The sequence below is a fragment of the Pseudoroseicyclus tamaricis genome, from assembly GCF_012070395.1.
Lineage (GTDB): Bacteria > Pseudomonadota > Alphaproteobacteria > Rhodobacterales > Rhodobacteraceae > Pseudoroseicyclus_A > Pseudoroseicyclus_A tamaricis.
This window is the reverse complement of the sequence record NZ_JAAFYS010000004.1, coordinates 318,997-336,173: the sequence shown is the minus strand read 5'-3', so window position 1 is coordinate 336,173 and position 17,177 is coordinate 318,997. Positions and strand designations below refer to the sequence as shown.

At 69.7% G+C, this 17,177-nt stretch carries 18 protein-coding genes, 2 tRNA genes and 2 riboswitches; of the genes, 12 read left to right on the top strand and 8 right to left on the bottom strand.

Annotated features, from left to right (window positions below):
* Positions 1-92: 92 nt before the first annotated feature.
* The gene (locus GY170_RS17405; RefSeq protein WP_163896324.1) at positions 93-1,346 is read right to left on the bottom strand and encodes a DNA polymerase IV; all 1,254 of its coding nucleotides are present in this window, start codon (positions 1,344-1,346) and stop codon (positions 93-95) included.
* A 230-nt stretch (positions 1,347-1,576) separates the two neighbouring features.
* On the opposite strand from GY170_RS17405, the gene GY170_RS17400 reads away from it, so the two are divergent.
* The gene (locus GY170_RS17400; RefSeq protein ID WP_163895959.1) at positions 1,577-1,996 is read left to right on the top strand and encodes an NUDIX domain-containing protein; all 420 of its coding nucleotides are present in this window, start codon (positions 1,577-1,579) and stop codon (positions 1,994-1,996) included.
* Positions 1,997-2,058: 62 nt separating this feature from the next.
* Positions 2,059-2,146, top strand: a riboswitch (glycine riboswitch).
* Positions 2,147-2,269: riboswitch (glycine riboswitch) on the top strand.
* Between the two features lie 36 nt (positions 2,270-2,305).
* Positions 2,306-3,547, top strand: a complete 1,242-nt coding sequence (locus GY170_RS17395; RefSeq protein ID WP_163895957.1) for a D-amino acid dehydrogenase — start codon at positions 2,306-2,308, stop codon at positions 3,545-3,547.
* Between the two features lie 157 nt (positions 3,548-3,704).
* Here the strand turns inward: GY170_RS17395 and GY170_RS17390 are convergent, their stop codons facing one another.
* The 3 genes from GY170_RS17390 to GY170_RS17380 all read right to left on the bottom strand — a co-directional run bounded on the left by GY170_RS17390 (position 3,705) and on the right by GY170_RS17380 (position 6,543).
* Positions 3,705-4,802 carry a site-specific DNA-methyltransferase gene (locus tag GY170_RS17390; RefSeq protein WP_163895955.1) on the bottom strand — a complete coding sequence of 366 codons (1,098 nt, stop codon included), beginning with the start codon at positions 4,800-4,802 and terminating at the stop codon, positions 3,705-3,707.
* Between the two features lie 121 nt (positions 4,803-4,923).
* Positions 4,924-5,532, bottom strand: coding sequence for a ribonuclease HII (gene rnhB, locus GY170_RS17385; RefSeq protein WP_163895953.1), 609 nt, complete (start codon positions 5,530-5,532; stop codon positions 4,924-4,926).
* 441 nt (positions 5,533-5,973) lie between these two features.
* Positions 5,974-6,543, bottom strand: a complete 570-nt coding sequence (locus tag GY170_RS17380) for a hypothetical protein (protein ID WP_163895951.1) — start codon at positions 6,541-6,543, stop codon at positions 5,974-5,976.
* A 165-nt stretch (positions 6,544-6,708) separates the two neighbouring features.
* Here GY170_RS17380 and GY170_RS17375 point away from each other — a divergent pair, with 165 nt between their 5' ends.
* The 3 genes from GY170_RS17375 to GY170_RS17365 all read left to right on the top strand — a co-directional run bounded on the left by GY170_RS17375 (position 6,709) and on the right by GY170_RS17365 (position 8,086).
* Positions 6,709-6,993, top strand: coding sequence for a hypothetical protein (locus tag GY170_RS17375; protein ID WP_163895949.1), 285 nt, complete (start codon positions 6,709-6,711; stop codon positions 6,991-6,993).
* The gene (locus GY170_RS17370) at positions 6,965-7,669 is read left to right on the top strand and encodes a winged helix-turn-helix domain-containing protein (protein WP_203531368.1); all 705 of its coding nucleotides are present in this window, start codon (positions 6,965-6,967) and stop codon (positions 7,667-7,669) included. The genes GY170_RS17375 and GY170_RS17370 overlap by 29 nt, the downstream gene beginning before the upstream one ends.
* A 72-nt stretch (positions 7,670-7,741) precedes the next feature.
* Positions 7,742-8,086 carry a hypothetical protein gene (locus GY170_RS17365; RefSeq protein WP_163895947.1) on the top strand — a complete coding sequence of 115 codons (345 nt, stop codon included), beginning with the start codon at positions 7,742-7,744 and terminating at the stop codon, positions 8,084-8,086.
* A 41-nt stretch (positions 8,087-8,127) separates the two neighbouring features.
* Here GY170_RS17365 and GY170_RS17360 read toward each other — a convergent pair whose 3' ends face one another.
* Entirely contained in the window at positions 8,128-8,784 is a 657-nt protein-coding gene (locus GY170_RS17360; protein WP_163895945.1) for a L,D-transpeptidase, read from the bottom strand.
* Positions 8,785-8,899: 115 nt separating this feature from the next.
* Positions 8,900-8,976, bottom strand: a tRNA-Arg gene (locus GY170_RS17355).
* A gap of 125 nt (positions 8,977-9,101) precedes the next feature.
* Between GY170_RS17355 and GY170_RS17350 the strand changes: the two genes are divergently transcribed.
* From GY170_RS17350 to GY170_RS17340, 3 genes are all read left to right on the top strand, one after another.
* Positions 9,102-10,133 carry a LacI family DNA-binding transcriptional regulator gene (locus GY170_RS17350; protein ID WP_163895943.1) on the top strand — a complete coding sequence of 344 codons (1,032 nt, stop codon included), beginning with the start codon at positions 9,102-9,104 and terminating at the stop codon, positions 10,131-10,133.
* A 129-nt stretch (positions 10,134-10,262) separates the two neighbouring features.
* Complete coding sequence (locus tag GY170_RS17345; protein WP_163895941.1) at positions 10,263-11,093, top strand: alpha/beta fold hydrolase; 831 nt, start codon at positions 10,263-10,265, stop codon at positions 11,091-11,093.
* Between the two features lie 115 nt (positions 11,094-11,208).
* Positions 11,209-12,582: a methyl-accepting chemotaxis protein gene (locus GY170_RS17340; protein ID WP_235937863.1), complete on the top strand. Its 1,374-nt coding sequence runs from the start codon at positions 11,209-11,211 to the stop codon at positions 12,580-12,582.
* Positions 12,583-12,696: 114 nt separating this feature from the next.
* Here the strand turns inward: GY170_RS17340 and GY170_RS17335 are convergent.
* Positions 12,697-12,772, bottom strand: a tRNA-Lys gene (locus tag GY170_RS17335).
* An 89-nt stretch (positions 12,773-12,861) separates the two neighbouring features.
* Here GY170_RS17335 and dapF point away from each other — a divergent pair.
* The 4 genes from dapF to GY170_RS17315 are packed head-to-tail and all read left to right on the top strand — an operon-like array spanning position 12,862 to position 16,150.
* On the top strand, positions 12,862-13,695 hold the full coding sequence (gene dapF / locus GY170_RS17330; protein WP_163895939.1) for a diaminopimelate epimerase: 834 nt from the start codon (positions 12,862-12,864) through the stop codon (positions 13,693-13,695).
* On the top strand, positions 13,695-14,945 hold the full coding sequence (gene mtaB / locus GY170_RS17325) for a tRNA (N(6)-L-threonylcarbamoyladenosine(37)-C(2))-methylthiotransferase MtaB (RefSeq protein WP_163895937.1): 1,251 nt from the start codon (positions 13,695-13,697) through the stop codon (positions 14,943-14,945). The genes dapF and mtaB overlap by 1 nt, the downstream gene beginning before the upstream one ends.
* A gap of 1 nt (position 14,946) precedes the next feature.
* Positions 14,947-15,546: an FMN-binding negative transcriptional regulator gene (locus GY170_RS17320; protein ID WP_163895935.1), complete on the top strand. Its 600-nt coding sequence runs from the start codon at positions 14,947-14,949 to the stop codon at positions 15,544-15,546.
* Between the two features lie 4 nt (positions 15,547-15,550).
* A complete protein-coding gene (locus GY170_RS17315) occupies positions 15,551-16,150 on the top strand; it encodes a glutathione S-transferase family protein (protein WP_163896320.1) in 600 nt (199 codons plus the stop codon).
* A gap of 126 nt (positions 16,151-16,276) precedes the next feature.
* On the opposite strand, the gene GY170_RS17310 is transcribed toward GY170_RS17315, so the two are convergent.
* Entirely contained in the window at positions 16,277-16,936 is a 660-nt protein-coding gene (locus tag GY170_RS17310) for an outer membrane protein (protein ID WP_235937862.1), read from the bottom strand.
* Between the last annotated feature and the right edge of the window lie 241 nt (positions 16,937-17,177).

Here is a 17,177-nt window from a genome sequence, read left to right as displayed (position 1 = left end):
TCCTCCGTTCGGATTTCTTCCTCAACGGGTTAGACGTGCGAGGGTTCCCTGGGCGCCTGTGCCTGGCTGTCGTGGAGATCCCCGGACGGCCCTCAGCGCAGGGCCCGGCCCTTCACGATCGCCGCATCGCCGAACCTGGCGCGGATCGCGTCGGCCGCCCGTTCCGCCCCCGCGCGCCGGGCGGCGCCGGGATCGAGCAGGTCGGCCTCACGGTCGGCCTCGGCAGCGTCGCAGAGATCGGAGAGGCCGACGCCGATGAGGCGGAAGGGGCCCTTGAGGCCGGAGGCGTCATGCAGCCCCCGGGCCGTGCGGTAGAGCGTGTCGGCCATCTGCGTCGGCTGGTGGAGCGCCGTGCGGCGGGTGAGGATGCGGAAGTCGGCGCGGCGGAGCTTCAGCGTCACGACACGGCCGGCGAGGCCCTTGGCCTTGGCGCGGCTCGCCACCTTCTCTGCCATCCGCCAGATATGGCCGTCGAGGATATCGGCGTCGGCCGTATCCTCGTGGAAGGTCGTCTCGTTGGAGATCGAGCGCACCGGCTCATGGGCGGAGACGGGGCGATGATCCTCCCCCCGCGCGAGGTGCCAGAGCCGGTCGCCCATCTGGCCGAAGCGCTCCATCAGGTCGCGCCGCTCCCAGCGCCGCAGGTCGGAGAAGGAGCGGATGCCCACCTTCTCGAGGCTCGCCTGCGCGGCGGGGCCGATGCCCCAGATCTTCGAGACGGGCAGGGGGGCGAGGTACGCCTCCGTCTCCGCCCGGCCGATGACGGAGAAGCCGCGGGGCTTGTCGAGATCGGAGGCGAGCTTGGCGAGGAACTTGTTGTGGCTGAGGCCGATGGAGCCGGTCAGCCCCAGCTCCGTCTCCATGCGCCGGGTGAGGCGGGCGAGGAGGACGGCGGGCGGGGCGCCGTGGAGGCGCTGCGTGCCGGTCAGATCCATGAACGCCTCGTCGAGCGAGAGCGGCTGGATGGTGGGGGTCAGGTCCTCCATCATCGCGCGGATGGCGCGGGAGGCCTCGACATAGGCCTCGAAGCGCGGCTTCACCACGATCGCCTCGGGGCAGAGCTTGAGCGCCTGGAACATCGGCATGGCCGAGCGGACGCCCTTGATGCGGGCGAGGTAGCAGGCGGTGGAGACGACTCCGCGCCGGCCGCCGCCGATGATGACCGGGTGGTCGCGCAGCCCCGGATCGTCCCGCTTCTCGACGGAGGCGAAGAAGGCGTCGCAATCCATGTGGGCGATGGAGAGGGAGAATAGTTCCGGGTGGGACGTGACGCGCGGGCTGCGGCAGGCCGGGCAGCGGGGGCCCGACTCGAAGGCATGAAGGCAGGCGCGGCAGAGGGCGGGCATGGGGTGCAAGATAAGCATGCGTCGGGGCGGCGTCTATCCGCAGCGCCGGGCGGGCCTCCCGCCCACCCACCCCGGCCCGCCCGGCGCTGCGGGGGGCCGGCGTTGGGCGCGGGTGGATGGGACGGGACCGGGGGCCAGCCCCCGGACCCCCGCGGTATTTTTGGCCAGATGAAACGGGCGGCGGGGGCGCCGGGTGGCGGAGGCGGCGCGGGAATGGCAGGATCGGCGGTATGGATGAGGGTGCATTCGACGGGGCGAAGGGGGCGCTGTTCCTCGGGGAGCGGCTGGTGGTGCTGCTGCGCGATGCCAAGCCCTGGATCAACTCGCCGAACCTGTGGGATTTTCCCGGCGGCGAGCGGGAGCCGGGGGAGACCCCCGTGCAGACTCTGACGAGGGAGACGCGGGAGGAGCTGGGGCTCGACCTGGGGGCGGCGGAGCGGCTCTGGCAGGCGCCGTCGGAGCGGCCGCGGGGGCGGGTGTGGTTCTTCGTGCACCGGCTGCCGGAGGGGGCCGAGCGGGCGGTGCGCTTCGGCGACGAAGGGCAGGGCTGGGCGCTGGTGCGGCCGGAGGTCTTCTTCGCCATGCGGCATGTGCCCTTCCAGGCCGGGATGCTGCGGCGGTGGCTGGCAATCCATCACGGCGCTGCATGATTATCATGCGAAACATTCGATAGGCGGATCGCGCGAGGCGGGCTATCTGGTCGCTCAGGACAACGACCCCGCCGGGAGAGCGCGGCAAGAGGGCCGCCGCCGAAGGAGCAATCGCGCCCCGCGAACTCTCAGGCAGACGGACCGGCGGGGCCGCAACACTCCGAAGAGTCGCTCGCCGGGTGGGACCCCGGCCGGGCGCGCCGAAGGAGCAAGCCGGGCCACCCATGGCGGGCGGATCGGTGAATCTCTCAGGCCCGGTACGGAGGGGGCGCATCGCGGGATTTGATCTCGCCACTGAGGGCCTGACCCATGCGCACCATCGCCGTTCTCGGCGCCGGCATCACCGGTATCACCACCGCCTATTCGCTCCATAAACGCGGCTATGACGTCACTGTCTATGACCGCAACCGCTACGCGGCGATGGAGACCTCCTTCGCCAATGGCGGGCAGCTCAGCGCCTCCAACGCCGAGGTGTGGAACCAGCCGGCGACGGTACTCAAGGGGCTGAAGTGGATGCTGACGCCCGATGCGCCGCTGTCGGTGAACCCCAAACCGTCGTGGCACAAGATGAGCTGGATGGCTGAGTTCCTCGCCGCGATCCCGCAGTACCGGCGCAACACGATTGAGACGGCGCGGCTGGCCATCGCGGCGAGGGCCGGGCTGGCGGAGATGGCGGCGGCGGCGGGGATGGACTTCTCCTTCTCCCGCGCCGGTATCCTGCATTTCTACGAGCGGGAGGCGGATCTCGACCATGCGCGCCGCGTCACCGGGCTGCTCGCCGCCGGCGGACTGGAGCGGGAGGAGCTGACGCCGGCGGAGGTGCGCGCCAAGGCGCCGGAGCTGGAGGGCGACATCGTCGGCGGCTTCTGGACCGAGAGCGATTCGACCGGGGACATCCACCGCTTCACCTGCGGGCTGGCCGACTGGCTGGCCGCCCAGGGCGTGACCTTCCGCTACGGGGCGGAGATCAGCAGCGCCCGGGCCGGCGAGGCGGGCGTGACCGTCACCGCCGGAGACGTGTCGCGCTACGACGGCGTCGTCGTCTGCGCCGGGGTCGGCAGCCGGGCGCTGGCGCGGGGCTTCGGCGACAGGGTGAACGTCTACCCGGTGAAGGGCTACTCCATCACCGTGCAGCTCGATGAGGCGAGCCGGGGGGCGGCGCCGCATGTGTCCCTCCTCGACGACAAGGCGAAGATCGTCACCTCCCGCCTCGGCGCGGACCGGCTGCGCGTGGCGGGGACGGCGGAGTTCAACGGCGCCAACCTCGACATCCGGGCCGATCGCATCCGCCCGCTGGTGGGGTGGGTGGAGCGGCACTTCCCCGGTGTCTCGACCGAGAGCTGCACGCCCTGGGCCGGGTTGCGGCCGATGATGCCGAACATGATGCCGCGCGTCGGCGCCGGGCGCTCGCCGCGGGTCTTCTACAACACCGGCCATGGGCACCTGGGGTGGACGCTCTCTGCCGCCACCGCCGATCTGGTCGCCGAGCAGATTTCGGCGACGGAACGGCCGGCGCGCGCCGTTCAGAGGGGTGGGCTGGTGCCGGCCTGAGGCCCCGCACCCGGGCAGAGGCCCCCTCACGAGGGGACGGTGCCAGCCCACCTTTGCCGTCGATAAAAAAAGGCCCCGCAGGCTCGAAGAGCGCGCGGGGCAGGCGGTGCCGGGGCATGGTGACCTCGGCACGGGCGGTAACTCTGGGGTGGCGGGGTCAGCCTTCGCGCATCTCCGCGCGGATCTGCTGGCGGAGCACGTCGATTGGGACGGGCTGGCCATCGCGCATGAAGTGCCAGTACGTCCAGCCGTTGCAGGAGGGCGCGCCCTCGATGGCGGCGCCGACCTGGTGGATGGAGCCCTTCACGTCATGCCCCACAAGCGTGCCATCGGCGCGCACCTTGGCTGTGGCGCCGCGGGCGGAGACGAGCTGCTCGCCGGGGCGGAGCATGCCGCGCTCCACGAGGACGCCGAAGGCGACGCGCGGCTCGGCGCGGCGGGAGGTGGTGACCTCCAGCGCCGAGCGGTCGAACTTGCGGACCTTGGCGAGGCGCTTCTCGGCGATGCGGCGGTAGGACTCCTCCCGCTCGATGCCGATGAACTCGCGGCCGAGCATCTTGGCGACGGCGCCGGTGGTGCCGGTGCCGAAGAAGGGATCGAGCACCACGTCGCCGGGGTTCGTCGTGCCGAGGAGGACGCGGTGCAGGAGGGCCATGGGCTTCTGCGTCGGGTGGGCCTTGTCGCCCGCCTCGTCCTTCAGCCGCTCATGGCCGGTGCAGAGCGGGATCATCCAGTCGGAGCGCATCTGGATGCCCTCGTTCAGGGCCTTCAGCGCCTCGTAGTTGAAGGTGTACTTGGCGCCCTCGCCCTTCGACGCCCAGATCAGCGTCTCATGCGCGTTGGTGAAGCGCTTGCCGCGGAAGTTCGGCATGGGGTTCGACTTTCGCCAGACGACGTCGTTGAGGATCCAGAAGCCCTGGTTCTGCAGCTCGGCGCCGAGGCGGAAGACGTTGTGGTAGGAGCCGATGACCCAGATGGCGCCGTTCGGCTTCAGGAGCCGGCGGGCGGCGGCGAGCCAGTCGCGCGTGAAGGCGTCGTAGATCTTCAGGGAGTCGAACTGGTCCCACGCGTCATCGACGGCGTCGACCTTGGAATTGTCGGGGCGGTGCAAATCGCCCCGCAGCTGCAGGTTGTAGGGCGGATCGGCGAAGATCAGATCGATCGAATTCGCGGGGAGCGCGTTCATCCGCTCCACACAGTCACCATCCAGAATCGCGTTTAGCGGGAGCGCCGCGGCGCCCTTCATCATTCCCATCACTCTGCCCCTGATCTGACGGCGGATTTTCCCGCTCGTTCTGCTCGGTGCAAAGATGAGTCAGAGGCGATTCGCTGTCAAAAGCTTTTTTGAATCAGGGAGTTACGGCTAGGGCTTGTCACTATATCTGGTAGTCGAGCCGGAAGGAGCGCCTATGGTGTGGGGTCAGCCCCAGCTCACGGATCGCGGACTGATGCGCCTTTACCGCATAGCCGGAGTTGCGCTCCCAGCCGTAGCCGGGGTGCTGTTGCGCCAAATCCACCATGATGCGGTCGCGGTGCACCTTGGCGAGGATCGAGGCCGCCGCGATGGAGAGCGAGCGGGCGTCGCCGCCCACGAGCGGTTCGCCGGGGCAGCAGAGCTCCTTCGGCATCCGGTTGCCGTCGATGAGGGCATAGGCCGGGGCCATGGCGAGGGCGGCGAGGGCGCGCGACATGGCCAGCATCGAGGCCCAGAGGATATTGAGGCGGTCGATCTCCTCCACGCTCGCCTCGGCGACGGCGAAGATGGCGCTCTCGCGGATCTGCAGGTCGAGCTCCTCGCGCTGGGCGGCGTTGAGCTTCTTGGAATCGTTGAGGCCGGGCGGGATCGCCTCCTGGCGCAGGATGACGGCGGCGGCGACGACCGGGCCGGCGAGGGGGCCTCGTCCAGCCTCATCGACGCCGGCGACGGGGACATGGCCGCGCGAGATGATGGCGGTCTCGAAGGTGTAATCTGGGAAGGCCTGCATGGGCGCAAAATGCCGGGGCGCGAGTCGCGGTGCAAGCCTGGCGGCGATCACGAATGGGCTGCGTTGGGTGGGTTTGTAACCCACAACCCACCGCTCCGATCGCCTCCCCGAGACTCCGGTTGCAGGCGGAGGGCGGGCGCCTGCCCGTGGGGTGGCGCTGCAATGGCCCTGCTGCGCGATTTATGGCGGCAAAAGACATCCCCGCCCTGGCGGGGCGCCAAGCCCCACCAGAGCGCCAGCCCGCCGGGACGGGCAGGCGCTCGCCCTGCGCCTTTGGCGCGTATCGGGCGGGGAACAGCTCCGGCGGCTTGGCAACTGCGATGTCGAGGATTTTGTCCCCGAAATAGAGACGGGGCGGAGGCCCATGTTCCTCCGCCCCGTTCCGGGTGCCGGTCCCGCGGGGACTGCGGGTTCCGGTCCCTCTGCTCGACCGTGAACGCCTTAACGGGCCGAGAAGCGGTATCCCTCATCCTGGAGGCAGCGGACATCGAAGCCGCGCGCCACGCCGCCGACGATGCGGATGGTCCGGTTGCAGGAAGCGGGAAGCTGGCTGGTCTGCGCGAAGCGCCGGGCCAGGCAATCCTGATCGACGATGCGCACGGGGGCGCCGCGCAGCGTCTCGAAACTCACCGCGCAGCTCGAGGGCAGGCGCGGCAGCGCGGCCGGGGCAGCGGGGCTGAAGCCGCGCGGCGACGCCGGGCTGAACCCACGGGACGAGTCCGGGCTGAAGCCGGGCTCTGACCGCGTGAAGCCGGGGTGGAAGGGCTGCTGCGGCGCGGGCCGCCGGGCCGTGGGGGCCGGCGCCGGGGTATCGTCCTCCTTATTGCGCTTGCTCGCCTGGGCGAGGACATGCGCCGCGATGCCGAAAACGGCGAGGCCGATGAGGAGCTGGCCAATCTCCTCGCCATTGCTGTCGCTGCGCGCACCATACTCCTCCGCCCGTGCCGGCAGGGGCAGGACGAGGGCGAAGGCGGCGGCGATGGCGATCAGCTGGCGGGTCAGGTATCTCATGGCGGGTCTCCTCATCGGGTGGCAGCCCTTTTGGCGAACGCGATGGGCAGACCATGGGGAGCACCGGTGAAATCAAACAATAACGTCCGGTTGCTATCCAATGACAGGATGCGAAAATCCCAACGGATATTGACTAGCGTGCCCTCCCGGGTTGAGGCTCGGGCCATGAGAGCCACGCTCCCCTTCCTCGCCCTGATGCTCCTCGCTGCCGCCGGCCCGGCCTCGGCGGCCTGCTTTGCCGACTACAAGGCGAAGCAGGATGATCCGCTGCGCCTGCACTACGGTGTTGCGGAAATCCGCGGAGCCTGCACCATGGCGGCTGCCGAAGAAGAGCTGCGCCCCCGGCTGGCCGCGAATGGCTGGCAGCTTCTCACGATTCTCGGCACATTCGACGAAGCCGGGCTTGGGGAGAGGGAAGGCGATGCCGGGAGATTCTACCTTCGCTTCTGAGGTGCGGGTGACGGGCAACCGGTTCGTGATCGGGGGCATCGCGTCGATTTTCGCGGTGCTGGTGATCGCGGCGCTGCTGCTCTTCCTCAACCTGCCGGATGCCAACGCCTTCAACGCGCGCGTCGAGCAGCTGTTCATCGAGAATGCCGACCTGCGCAGCCAGGCGGAGGTGAAGCTGCTGGAGATCCTCGCGCAGAGCGGCACGGCCTTCTCGGAGACGCTGGGTTCCTACCGATTCGTCATCTTCGTGCTGCTGGTCTTCGCGCTGGCGATGCTGGTGGCGGCGGTCGCCTTCCTCGTCATGCTCGTGGCGTTGACGCGCCGGATGGGCCAGATCGAACGGAAGGGGATCGAGGTGAACTCGCTGCTGATCGCGAGGGAGCAGAACACGGTCTATCTCAACAACCTCGAGTTCAAGCTGACCGGCGCCGCCATCGAGACCCTCTCGGTGCTGGCGGAGGCGCGGATGGACGATGACGTGCTCTCTGGCGCCGAGATCGAGGCGGTGATCTCCGGCAAGGATGCCTCCGATTGCGACGAGGCGGCCGGCGCGACGCGGATCAAGCGGCTGCGCGACACGCTGGGCAACCAGATCGTCAGCGAGCTTCTGGTGAAGAACATTGCCCGGCGCGGCTACGTGCTGGCGATCGGCAAGGATGTGATCCGCATGGTGTAGGCGCCCTGCGGCGTTGCGAACCGCCGCGCGGAATGCGACCTTCGGCGGGAAACCTGAACAGGACCGCCCCCAATGCGAGAGACTTTCCTCAGCCTTTGCCGCGCCCCGGCGCTGGCGCTCGGCACCACCCTGATGCTCACCGCCTGCGTCGCAATCGCGCCGCCGCCCCCGCCGGCCCCCCCGGTGCCGGAACTGCCGCCAGAGCCCGGCTCGCAGCTGCCGCCGGAGGTGCGCTCAATCGTCGCGCCCGGGCAGGACCTGACGACCGCTTACCTGCGGCCGACCGACAATTGCTACTGGTACAGCTACACCGGCCCGGTGGAGACGACCGAGCTTCCGCTGCGCTCCATCAACGACAACCCGATCTGCCTCGGCGCCGGCTCGGCCATCCCGGCCCCGCCGCCGCCCGCGGCCTGATCCCGGCCGGGGCCTTCGCGGCCCCGGCTCACGCCTTCGGCTCAGCTCGTGGCGGTAACGCTGTCGTCCGCCGGGTAGAGCACGGCCGTCGAATCGACTGCCACGTTCGGGTAGAGCTGGTTGATGTGCGGCATGATCATCCGCACGCAGCCGGAGCTGGCGCGCGTGCCGATGGAGCGAGGATGCGGCGTGCCGTGGATGCGCAGCAGCGTGTCGCGACCGCCCTCGAACAGGTAGAGCGCCCGGCTCCCCAGCGCGTTCTCGGGGCCCGGGTCCATCCCGTCCTCGTATTGCGCGTAGAGATCGGGCTCCCGCTCGATCATGTCCTGCGTCGGCGTCCACGTCGGCCATTTCGTCTTGCGGCCGATCCGGTAGGTGCCCGGCTCGTAAAGCCCGCCGCGGCCGATGGCGACGCCGTAGCGCATCGCCGTGCCGCCCTCCTCGATATGGTAGAGGTAGCGCGCGACGGCATCGACGTGGATGTCCCCCGGCGTCAGCCCGCCATTGGTGAAGACCCGCTGCGGCAGCAGGCGCGGGTTCAGTCCCCAGGGGTTGGAGGTGGCCGGATCGAAGCCCGGCGGCGTCACCTGCGCATCCCACTCCGCCTCCTGCGCCGCGGTGGCAGCGAAGGCCGGCGCGGCGATGGCGGTCGAGAAGAGCGCTGTCGTGGTCGAGATGAAGTGGCGTCTGGTCAGCATGAGGCATCCCCTTTCGACTGTACAAGTCGCCCGGACCGCAGCCGTTCCTTCACGTCGATGCGAATGACGGGCGGCGCGGGGGCGGGGAAGGCACGGGGGGCGGTTCGGCGAGGGCTGGTGACCCCGGCAGGATTCGAACCTGCAACCTATCCCTTAGGAGGGGATTGCTCTATCCAGTTGAGCCACGGGGCCGCTCATCGCCTTCCTGCCCGCCCCCAGGGCGGAGGTCAACGGCGCGTGCCGGGCCGCCCGCATATCCCTTTTACAATGCCGCGCCGCCCCGCTAACCCTTCGGGACCCCGGAGGAGGGGGACGGAGTGACCCAGACGAGGCAGCGGCCGCTGACGCTGCGCGACGTCTCCGAAGCGTCGGGCGTGAGCGAAATGACGGTGAGCCGCGTGCTGCGCGGCAAGGGCGACGTCTCAGAGGCGACGCGCGCCAAGGTGCAGGCCGCGGCCAAGAAGATGGGCTACGTGCCGAACCGCATCGCCGGGGCGCTCGCCTCCAGCCGCGTGAACCTCGTCGCCGTCATCATCCCCTCGCTCAAGAACATGGTCTTTCCCGAGGTGCTCTCCGGCATTTCCGACCGTCTGTCCGGCACCGGGCTGCAGCCCGTCGTCGGCGTCACCGACTATCGGCCCGAGCAGGAGGAGAAGGTGCTCTTCGAGATGCTCTCGTGGCGCCCTTCCGGCGTGATCATCGCGGGGCTGGAGCATTCGGAAGCCTCCCGCGCCATGCTCGCCCGCGCCGGCGTGCCGGTGGTGGAGATCATGGATACCGACGGGGACCCCATCGACGCCGCCGTCGGCATCTCCCACCGCCGCGCGGGGCGGGAGATGGCCGAAGCGATCCTCGGGCAGGGCTATCGGAAGATCGGCTTTCTCGGCACCAAGATGCCCCTGGATTACCGGGCGCGGAAGCGCTTCGAGGGGTTCACCGCCTACCTCGCCAAGAAGGGCCACGAGATCGTCGACCAGGAGTTCTACTCCGGCGGCTCGGCGCTCAAGAAGGGCCGAGAGATGACGGAGGCGATCCTGACGCGGACGCCGGGGCTCGACTTTCTTTATTACTCCAACGACATGATCGGCGCCGGGGGCCTGCTCTACCTGTTGGAGAAGGGGGTGGATATTCCCGGCCAGATCGGGCTCGCCGGCTTCAACGGGGTGGAGCTGCTCGAGGGCCTGCCCCGCCAGCTCGCCACCATGGATGCCTGCCGGCGCGAGGTGGGCGAGAAGGCGGCGGACATCATCGCGGCCCGCTGCGCCCTGCCTGACCCGCTCGGCGAGGACGGCCCCGTCATCACCCTCGCGCCGATGCTGGACGTGGGCGACACGCTGCGGCGGAGCTGACGCGGCGGGGCCAAGCGCCTCCCGGAAAACTGCTGACACCTCACGAATTCGCCGGGCCGCGAAACGGCCGGGCGAAGGGGTGCGTTCGTCGTCCAACCACAGCATTTGTCCCAGACAGGGAGACGACCCATGGAACCCACCCTCAACGCCAGCTCTCGCCCGCGCCTGCACGTCAACGACACCGGCGGCACCGGCCGCCCCGTGGTGCTGATCCACGGCTGGCCGCTCTCCTCCGCCGCGTGGGAGAAGCAGGTGCCCGCGCTGACGGAGAAGGGCTACCGCGTCATCTCCTATGACCGGCGGGGCTTCGGCGCCTCCGACAAGCCGGAGGGCGGCTACGACTACGACACGATGACGGACGACCTTGCCGCGCTGCTGGAGGAGAAGGACCTGCGCGACGTGACGCTCGTCGGCTTCTCGATGGGCGGCGGCGAGGTGGCCCGCTACGTCGGGGCTCATGGCGAGGAGCGGCTGCACTCCATCGTCTTCGCCTCCGCCGTGCCGCCTTACCTGATGCAGACCGCCGACAACCCCTCCGGCCCGCTGACGGAGGATGCGGCGAAGGAGATGGAAGACGGGCTGAAGGCCGGTCGCGCGGCGTTCTTCGACGACTTCACGAAGAACTTCTTCAGCGCGGGCGACGAGCTGAAGGTCAGCGAGGAGGATCGGCAGAAGGCCATCCGGCTTTGCGAGCAGTCGGACCAGACGGCGGCGCTGGCCTGCATGGAGGCCTTCGGCACCACCGACTTCCGCGAGGATCTGGAGAAGATCACCGTGCCGACGCTGGTGCTCCACGGCGATGCGGACGGCATCGTGCCGGTGGAAGGCTCGGGCCTGCGCACCCACAAGGCCGTCGCCCACAGCCGGCTCGCCCTGATCCAGGACGCGCCGCATGGCTGCAACGTCAGCCACCCGCAGGCCTTCAACGACGCGCTGATCGAGTTCCTCGAGCAGGGCTGAGGCTGCGACCTGCCTGCCGCGGCCCGCATCTGCGGCGCGTCGCGGCAGGCTGGGCCCGTCTTAAGCGTTTGGAGACACCTCGGCCCTAGGAAGCTCGCGGCGCAATCTGGCGTCGATGTTGGTTTCAGAGGGCTGGTGGATGTTCTTCAGGCGCAAGGAAGAGGATGCGGGGGAGCGGACAGCCGCGGACCTGATGGCTGTGGTCGAGCGGACGCAGGCCATCATCGAGTTTCATCCTGACGGCACGATCATCCGGGCGAACGACAACTTCCTCTCCGCCATGGGCTACCGGCTGGAAGAGGTGGTGGGCCGCCATCACGCGATGTTCGTGAAGGAGGAGTACGCCCGCTCGCCGCAATACAAGGAGTTCTGGCAGGCACTCGGCGCCGGCAAGACCTTCACCGACCAGTTCCCCCGCGTCGCCAAGGATGGCGCGACCGTCTGGATCCAGGCGACCTATGCCCCCTGCCTCGGAGCGCGAGGCGAGACGCTGTCGATCATGAAGATCGCCACCGACATCACCGAGCGGCAGGCCGGTATCGAGGAGCTGGCGCGCGGGCTGGACCGGCTCAGCCACGGTGAGCTGAGGCACCGGATCCCGCCCTGCGGCGCGGCGGACATTCACCTCCTCGGGCAGGCGTTCAACAAGGCCTGCCAGCAATTGTCTGAGGTGATGACCTCCTTGAAGGGCGTCGCCGGCAAGGTGGAGGGCGCCGCGGCGGAGATCGGGCAATCCTCCTCCGAACTCGCGACGCGGACCGAATCGCAGGCCGCCACGCTGGAGCAGACGGCCTCGGCCATCGACGAGCTGACCTCCACCGTGAAGGAATCGGCGGAGAGCGCGCGGGAGGTGGAGACCTCCGCCAGCGACGCGATGTCGACGGCGCGCAAGGGCGGCGTCGTCGTCACCGACGCGGTGACGGCCATGGCGGAGATCGAGGCCTCGTCGCGGCGCATCTCGCAGGTGATCGGCATCATCGACGACATCGCCTTCCAGACGAACCTGCTGGCCCTGAACGCCGGCGTCGAGGCGGCCCGCGCGGGGGAGGCGGGGCGTGGCTTCGCCGTCGTCGCCTCGGAGGTGCGGTCGCTGGCCATGCGCTCCGCCGATTCCGCCGCCGAGATCAAGGACCTGATCCAGGTCAGCTCCGGGCAGGTGACGAACGGCGTGGGCCTCGTGACGCGGGCGGGCGATGAGCTGAAGCGGATCATCGAGGGGGTCGAGGCAATCCACACCTCTGTCTCGCAGATCGCCGGCGGCGCGGCCGAGCAGGCGGCGATGCTGGAGGAGATCAACGCCGGCGTCTCGCGGCTGGATGACGTGACCCAGCAGAACGCGGCGATGGTGGAAGAATCGACGGCCGCCAGCCACCTGCTGACGCAGGAGGCGCGCGATCTCGCCAAGCGGGTCTCCGTCTTCCAGACGGGGGACCAGAGCTACACCGCCCCGGTAGCCGTTCCGCAGGCTCGCAGGCGGCTGGCCTCCTGACGGGCGAACCGCGCGACCCTCGTGACAGGCAAACAGGGGCCGACTCGTCGGCCCCTTGGCATGACCATCGCTCAGGGCGGCACAAGCCGCCGTTCTGCTGAAGGAAGGGTGTTGTGGTGAGCCGGTCGGGGCTCGAACCCGAGACCTACTGATTAAAAGTCAGTTGCTCTACCAACTGAGCTACCGGCCCACAACGCAGCGCTTGCTAGGCAAAGGCCGCGGGCGCGTCAACCCGCAAATCGCTGGAAATGGTGCCGGCCTTCGGCTATGGGGCGGCGCATGCGTGACAGCCCTGCCTCCGGCCTGCCCTTCGCGAAGATGCATGGGGCCGGCAACGATTTCGTCGTCATCGACCAGCGCCGCTCCGGCGCTGGGGCGGTGGCCCCTGCGCTCGTGGCGGCTCTGGCCGACCGGCACAGGGGCGTCGGCTTCGACCAGCTCGCCGTCATCACGCCGGCCGACGGCGCCGATTTCGGGCTGACCTTCTACAACGCCGACGGCTCGCTCTCCGCCGCCTGCGGAAACGCCACCCGCTGCATCGCCGCGGCCGAGATGGGGGAGACGGGCGAGCGCGCCCTGACCATCCGCACCGGCGGCGGCCTGCTGCGGGCGCGCAGCGAGGCGGGCGGCGTCGCCGTCAACATGGGGCCGCCCCGGCTGACATGGGAGGAGATCCCGCTCGCCGAGCAGGTGGACACGCTGTCGCTGCCCATCGAGGGCGAGCCGGCCGCCACCTCGATGGGCAACCCGCACTGCACCTTCTTCGTCGCCGATGCCGAGGCCATCGAGATCGCCGAGCTCGGCCCGAAGATGGAGCATCACCCGCTCTTCCCCGAGCGGACGAACGTGCAGGTGGTCAGCCTCATCGGCGAGAACCGCCTGAGGATGCGCGTGTGGGAGCGGGGCGCGGGGCTGACCCTCGCCTCCGGCTCCTCCACCTGCGCCGTGGTCGCCGCCGCCCACCGCCGCGGCCTCACCGGCCGGCGGGCCGAGGTGGTGGCCGATGGCGGCGTGCTGGCGGCCGACTGGCGCGAGGATGGCATCTGGCTGACGGGGCCGGTGGCCCATGTCTTCGACGGCGTGCTCACTGCCGCCTTCCTGGAGAGGGTCTGATGGACCGCGTGACGCCGAAATTCTCCACCCTCGGCTGCCGTCTCAACGCCTACGAGACGGAGGCGATGAAGGATCTCGCCACCCGCGCCGGGCTCGAGGGCGCCGTGGTCATCAACACCTGCGCCGTCACGGCGGAGGCGGTGCGCAAGGCCAGCCAGGAGATCCGCCGCCTGTCGCGCGAGAACCCCGGCGCGCCGATCATCGTCACCGGCTGCGCGGCGCAGATCGAGCCGGAGCGCTTCGCTGCCATGCCCGAGGTGACGAGCGTCATCGGCAATGCCGAGAAGATGCGCCCGGAGACATGGATCGGCCTCGCCCGCGGCGAGAGCGAACCGGTGAAGGTGGATGACATCATGGCGGTGGAAGAGACCGCCGGCCACCTGATCGACGGGTTCGGCACCCGCAGCCGCGCCTACGTGCAGGTGCAGAACGGCTGCGACCATCGCTGCACCTTCTGCATCATCCCCTACGGCCGGGGGAACTCCCGCTCCGTGCCCGCCGGCGTCGTCGTCGAGCAGATCCGCCGGCTGGTGGAGAGCGGCTACAACGAGGTGGTGCTGACGGGCGTCGACCTGACGAGCTGGGGGGCGGACCTGCCGGGCCAGCCGCGCTTCGGCGATCTCGTCATGCGCATCCTCAAGCTGGTGCCGGGCCTGCCGCGGCTGCGCATCTCCTCCATCGATTCGATCGAGGTGGACGAGAGCCTGATGCGCGCCATCGCGGAGGAGGAGCGGCTGATGCCGCACCTGCACCTCTCCCTGCAGGCGGGGGATGACATGATCCTCAAGCGGATGAAGCGCCGCCACCTGCGCGGTGACGCCATCCGCTTCACGGAAGAAGCGCGGCGGCTGCGGCCGGGGATCACCTTCGGCGCCGACATCATCGCCGGCTTCCCGACGGAGACGGAGGCGATGTTCGAGAACTCCCTGCGTCTTGTCGAAGAATGCGGGCTGACGTGGCTGCACGTCTTCCCCTATTCCCCCCGCCCCGGCACCCCCGCGGCCCGGATGCCGCAGGTGGACGGGCGCGCGATCAAGGAGCGGGCGAAGCGCCTGCGCGCGGCCGGGGCTACGGCGGTGGAGCGGCATCTTGGTGCGCAGGTCGGCGAGGTCCGGCAGGTGCTGATGGAGAGCCCGCGCATGGGGCGGACGGAGCATTTCACCGAAGTGGCGCTGGGCGCCGACCAGCCCGTGGGGCAGGTCCTGCCGCTGCGGATCACGGGCCGGCAGGGCCAGCGGCTGACGGCCTGAGATGCACCCCAACAAGGCGTTCCACACCCGCAGCGCCGCCGCGAACCTCGCCTTCGCGGCCGGGCGCGGCTTCGGGACGCTTGCGGTCGTGGCGGAGGCGGCGCCGCTGCTCTCCCACATCCCCTTCGTGCTGCTGGAGGAGGGGTTGATCGAGGCGCATCTCGTCCGCTCCAATCCCATCGCGCGGGCGCTGCTTGCCGGGCCCTTGCAGGCCCGTCTCGCGGTCACCGGGCCGGAGGGCTACGTCTCGCCCGACTGGTACGGGCTGGAGGACCAGGTGCCGACGTGGAACTACGTCGCCGTCCACCTGGCCGGCCCGCTGGAGCTGCGACCGGCGGAGGAGCTGCGCGGCCATCTCGACCGCCTCTCGGCCGAGTTCGAGGCGCGGCTGGCGCCGAAGCCGCCGTGGCTCGCCGCCAAGATGCCGCCCGACCTGCTCGCGCGCATGATGCGCAGCATCGTCCCCGTGCGCCTGCGGATCGAGGCGGTGGACGGCACCTGGAAGCTGGGGCAGAACAAGCCGGAGGCGGCGCGATTGGCCGCCGCCGCTCACGTCGGCGGGGCTCTGGGTGAGCTCATGCAGACGCCCCCGGAGGATTGAGATGCTGCAACTGGTGATGAGCCCCAACTCGCCCTACGTCCGCAAGGTGTGCCTTCTCGTCCGCGAGGCGGGGCGCGAGGCGGAGGTGGAGGAGGTCGCCGTCGCCACGACGGCCTATGACAGCCACCCCACGGTGCTCGGCGCTAACCCGCTCGGCCGCATACCGGCGCTGATCCGCCCCGAGGGGCCGGCGCTCTATGACAGCCGGGTGATCACGCGCTACCTCGACGATCGCTGGCACCTCGGTCTCTACCCCGAGAAGCGGCTCTGGGAGGTGCTGACGCTGGAGGCGACGGCGGAGGGCATCCTCGACAGCGCCGTCAGCGCCGCCTACGAGGCGCGGCTGCGCGAGACGCCGGACCAGCGCTGGATGGATGCGCAGTGGGAGAAGGTCGCCCGCGCCCTCGATGCCATCGAGGGCCGCTGGATGAGCCACCTCGCCGGCCCGCTGGACATCGCGCAGATCTCTGTTGCAGCGGCGCTCGGCTACCTCGACTTCCGCCATGCCGCCCGCGACTGGCGTGCCGGCCGCCCCGACCTCTCCGCCTGGGCCGCCCGCTTCGCCGAGCGCCCGGCCATGCGGGCGACGATGCCTCCCGGCTGAATCAGACGCGGCCTATTCACCAGGCAGAGCGGCGCCCTCTCCGGGATCCCCTGTTCATCTGGCCAAAAATACCGCGGGGGTGCGGGGGCTGGCCCCCGCTCCTAGCTTCTCCTTCCCGCACGGCGGTCAGAAGTTGAAGCTCACCCCGAAGTTCACGGCATTGGTCATGATGTCGCTCTCCAGCGTGCCGCCGGTGTCGAGCTCGGCCTCGTTGGAGGACCAGGTGCCCTTGTACTCACCGAAGAGGTCCACCCGCTCGGTGATCGGCACGCTCGCCCCGGCGATCCAGGTCGCGGCGGGGCCGGTGAGCTGGTATTCGAAGGTCTCGCTTGAGGCCTCTGTCAGCTCCACATGGGGGACGGAGACGCCGAGGCCGCCGCCGACATAGGGGGTGACGGGGCCGAGCGCCCTGTCCCACCGGTAGTAGGCGTTGACGGTGACGATGTTCAGCCCGTCGGAGAATTCGAGCCGTTCGTAGCCCGTCTGGGCCAGCGTCTCGTCGTCGGCGTAGGTTTTGGCGTGGTTGACGTCGAGCCCGAAGCCGAGGCCGGAGCGGGCCCACCACGTGGCGCGGGCGCCCCAGTAGAACGGCGCCTCAAGGGACCGGCCCTCCCACGTCGCGGTGAACTCGTCATCGGCCACGACCGAATCGCCGGAAACGGTGACGTCGGACGGGTCAGCCTCCTGCACGCCGCCATACAGGCTGAGCTGAAGCTCGGCCCGGGCAGCGCCCGGCAGGGCCAGCAGCCCCGCGATCAGCAGCGTTTTGTGCGCAGGTGACAGCACGTCGTTCTCCTAGCGTAGCTCTTGGCCCGGACATGCGCATGACCGGACCCCGGGTTCCCCCGGTTCATCCCCATCGCAGACCCTATGGCCGGGCGAACACACGTTCAAGCTGTGCATCCTTCGGTTTCTAAATTGTTAACCCCGAGCGACATTCACTCCACAATCTCGTCAGCCGGCCGCGGCCAATGCGTGCTGGACGGCCCACTGCATGAGGGATAAGAAGCCCCCCAAAATCGGGCGG

Coding starts and splice junctions, on each gene's coding strand:
- GY170_RS17390 (WP_163895955.1), bottom strand. CDS start 4,802: ATGGGAATGATGAAGGGCGCCGCGGCGCTCCCGCTAAACGCGATTCTG.
- GY170_RS17370 (WP_203531368.1), top strand. CDS start 6,965: ATGCCGGGAGATTCTACCTTCGCTTCTGAGGTGCGGGTGACGGGCAAC.
- GY170_RS17395 (WP_163895957.1), top strand. CDS start 2,306: ATGCGCACCATCGCCGTTCTCGGCGCCGGCATCACCGGTATCACCACC.
- GY170_RS17345 (WP_163895941.1), top strand. CDS start 10,263: ATGGAACCCACCCTCAACGCCAGCTCTCGCCCGCGCCTGCACGTCAAC.
- GY170_RS17365 (WP_163895947.1), top strand. CDS start 7,742: ATGCGAGAGACTTTCCTCAGCCTTTGCCGCGCCCCGGCGCTGGCGCTC.
- GY170_RS17380 (WP_163895951.1), bottom strand. CDS start 6,543: ATGAGATACCTGACCCGCCAGCTGATCGCCATCGCCGCCGCCTTCGCC.
- GY170_RS17360 (WP_163895945.1), bottom strand. CDS start 8,784: ATGCTGACCAGACGCCACTTCATCTCGACCACGACAGCGCTCTTCTCG.
- dapF (WP_163895939.1), top strand. CDS start 12,862: ATGCGTGACAGCCCTGCCTCCGGCCTGCCCTTCGCGAAGATGCATGGG.
- GY170_RS17405 (WP_163896324.1), bottom strand. CDS start 1,346: ATGCCCGCCCTCTGCCGCGCCTGCCTTCATGCCTTCGAGTCGGGCCCC.
- GY170_RS17320 (WP_163895935.1), top strand. CDS start 14,947: ATGCACCCCAACAAGGCGTTCCACACCCGCAGCGCCGCCGCGAACCTC.
- GY170_RS17400 (WP_163895959.1), top strand. CDS start 1,577: ATGGATGAGGGTGCATTCGACGGGGCGAAGGGGGCGCTGTTCCTCGGG.
- rnhB (WP_163895953.1), bottom strand. CDS start 5,532: ATGCAGGCCTTCCCAGATTACACCTTCGAGACCGCCATCATCTCGCGC.
- mtaB (WP_163895937.1), top strand. CDS start 13,695: ATGGACCGCGTGACGCCGAAATTCTCCACCCTCGGCTGCCGTCTCAAC.
- GY170_RS17340 (WP_235937863.1), top strand. CDS start 11,209: ATGTTGGTTTCAGAGGGCTGGTGGATGTTCTTCAGGCGCAAGGAAGAG.
- GY170_RS17375 (WP_163895949.1), top strand. CDS start 6,709: ATGAGAGCCACGCTCCCCTTCCTCGCCCTGATGCTCCTCGCTGCCGCC.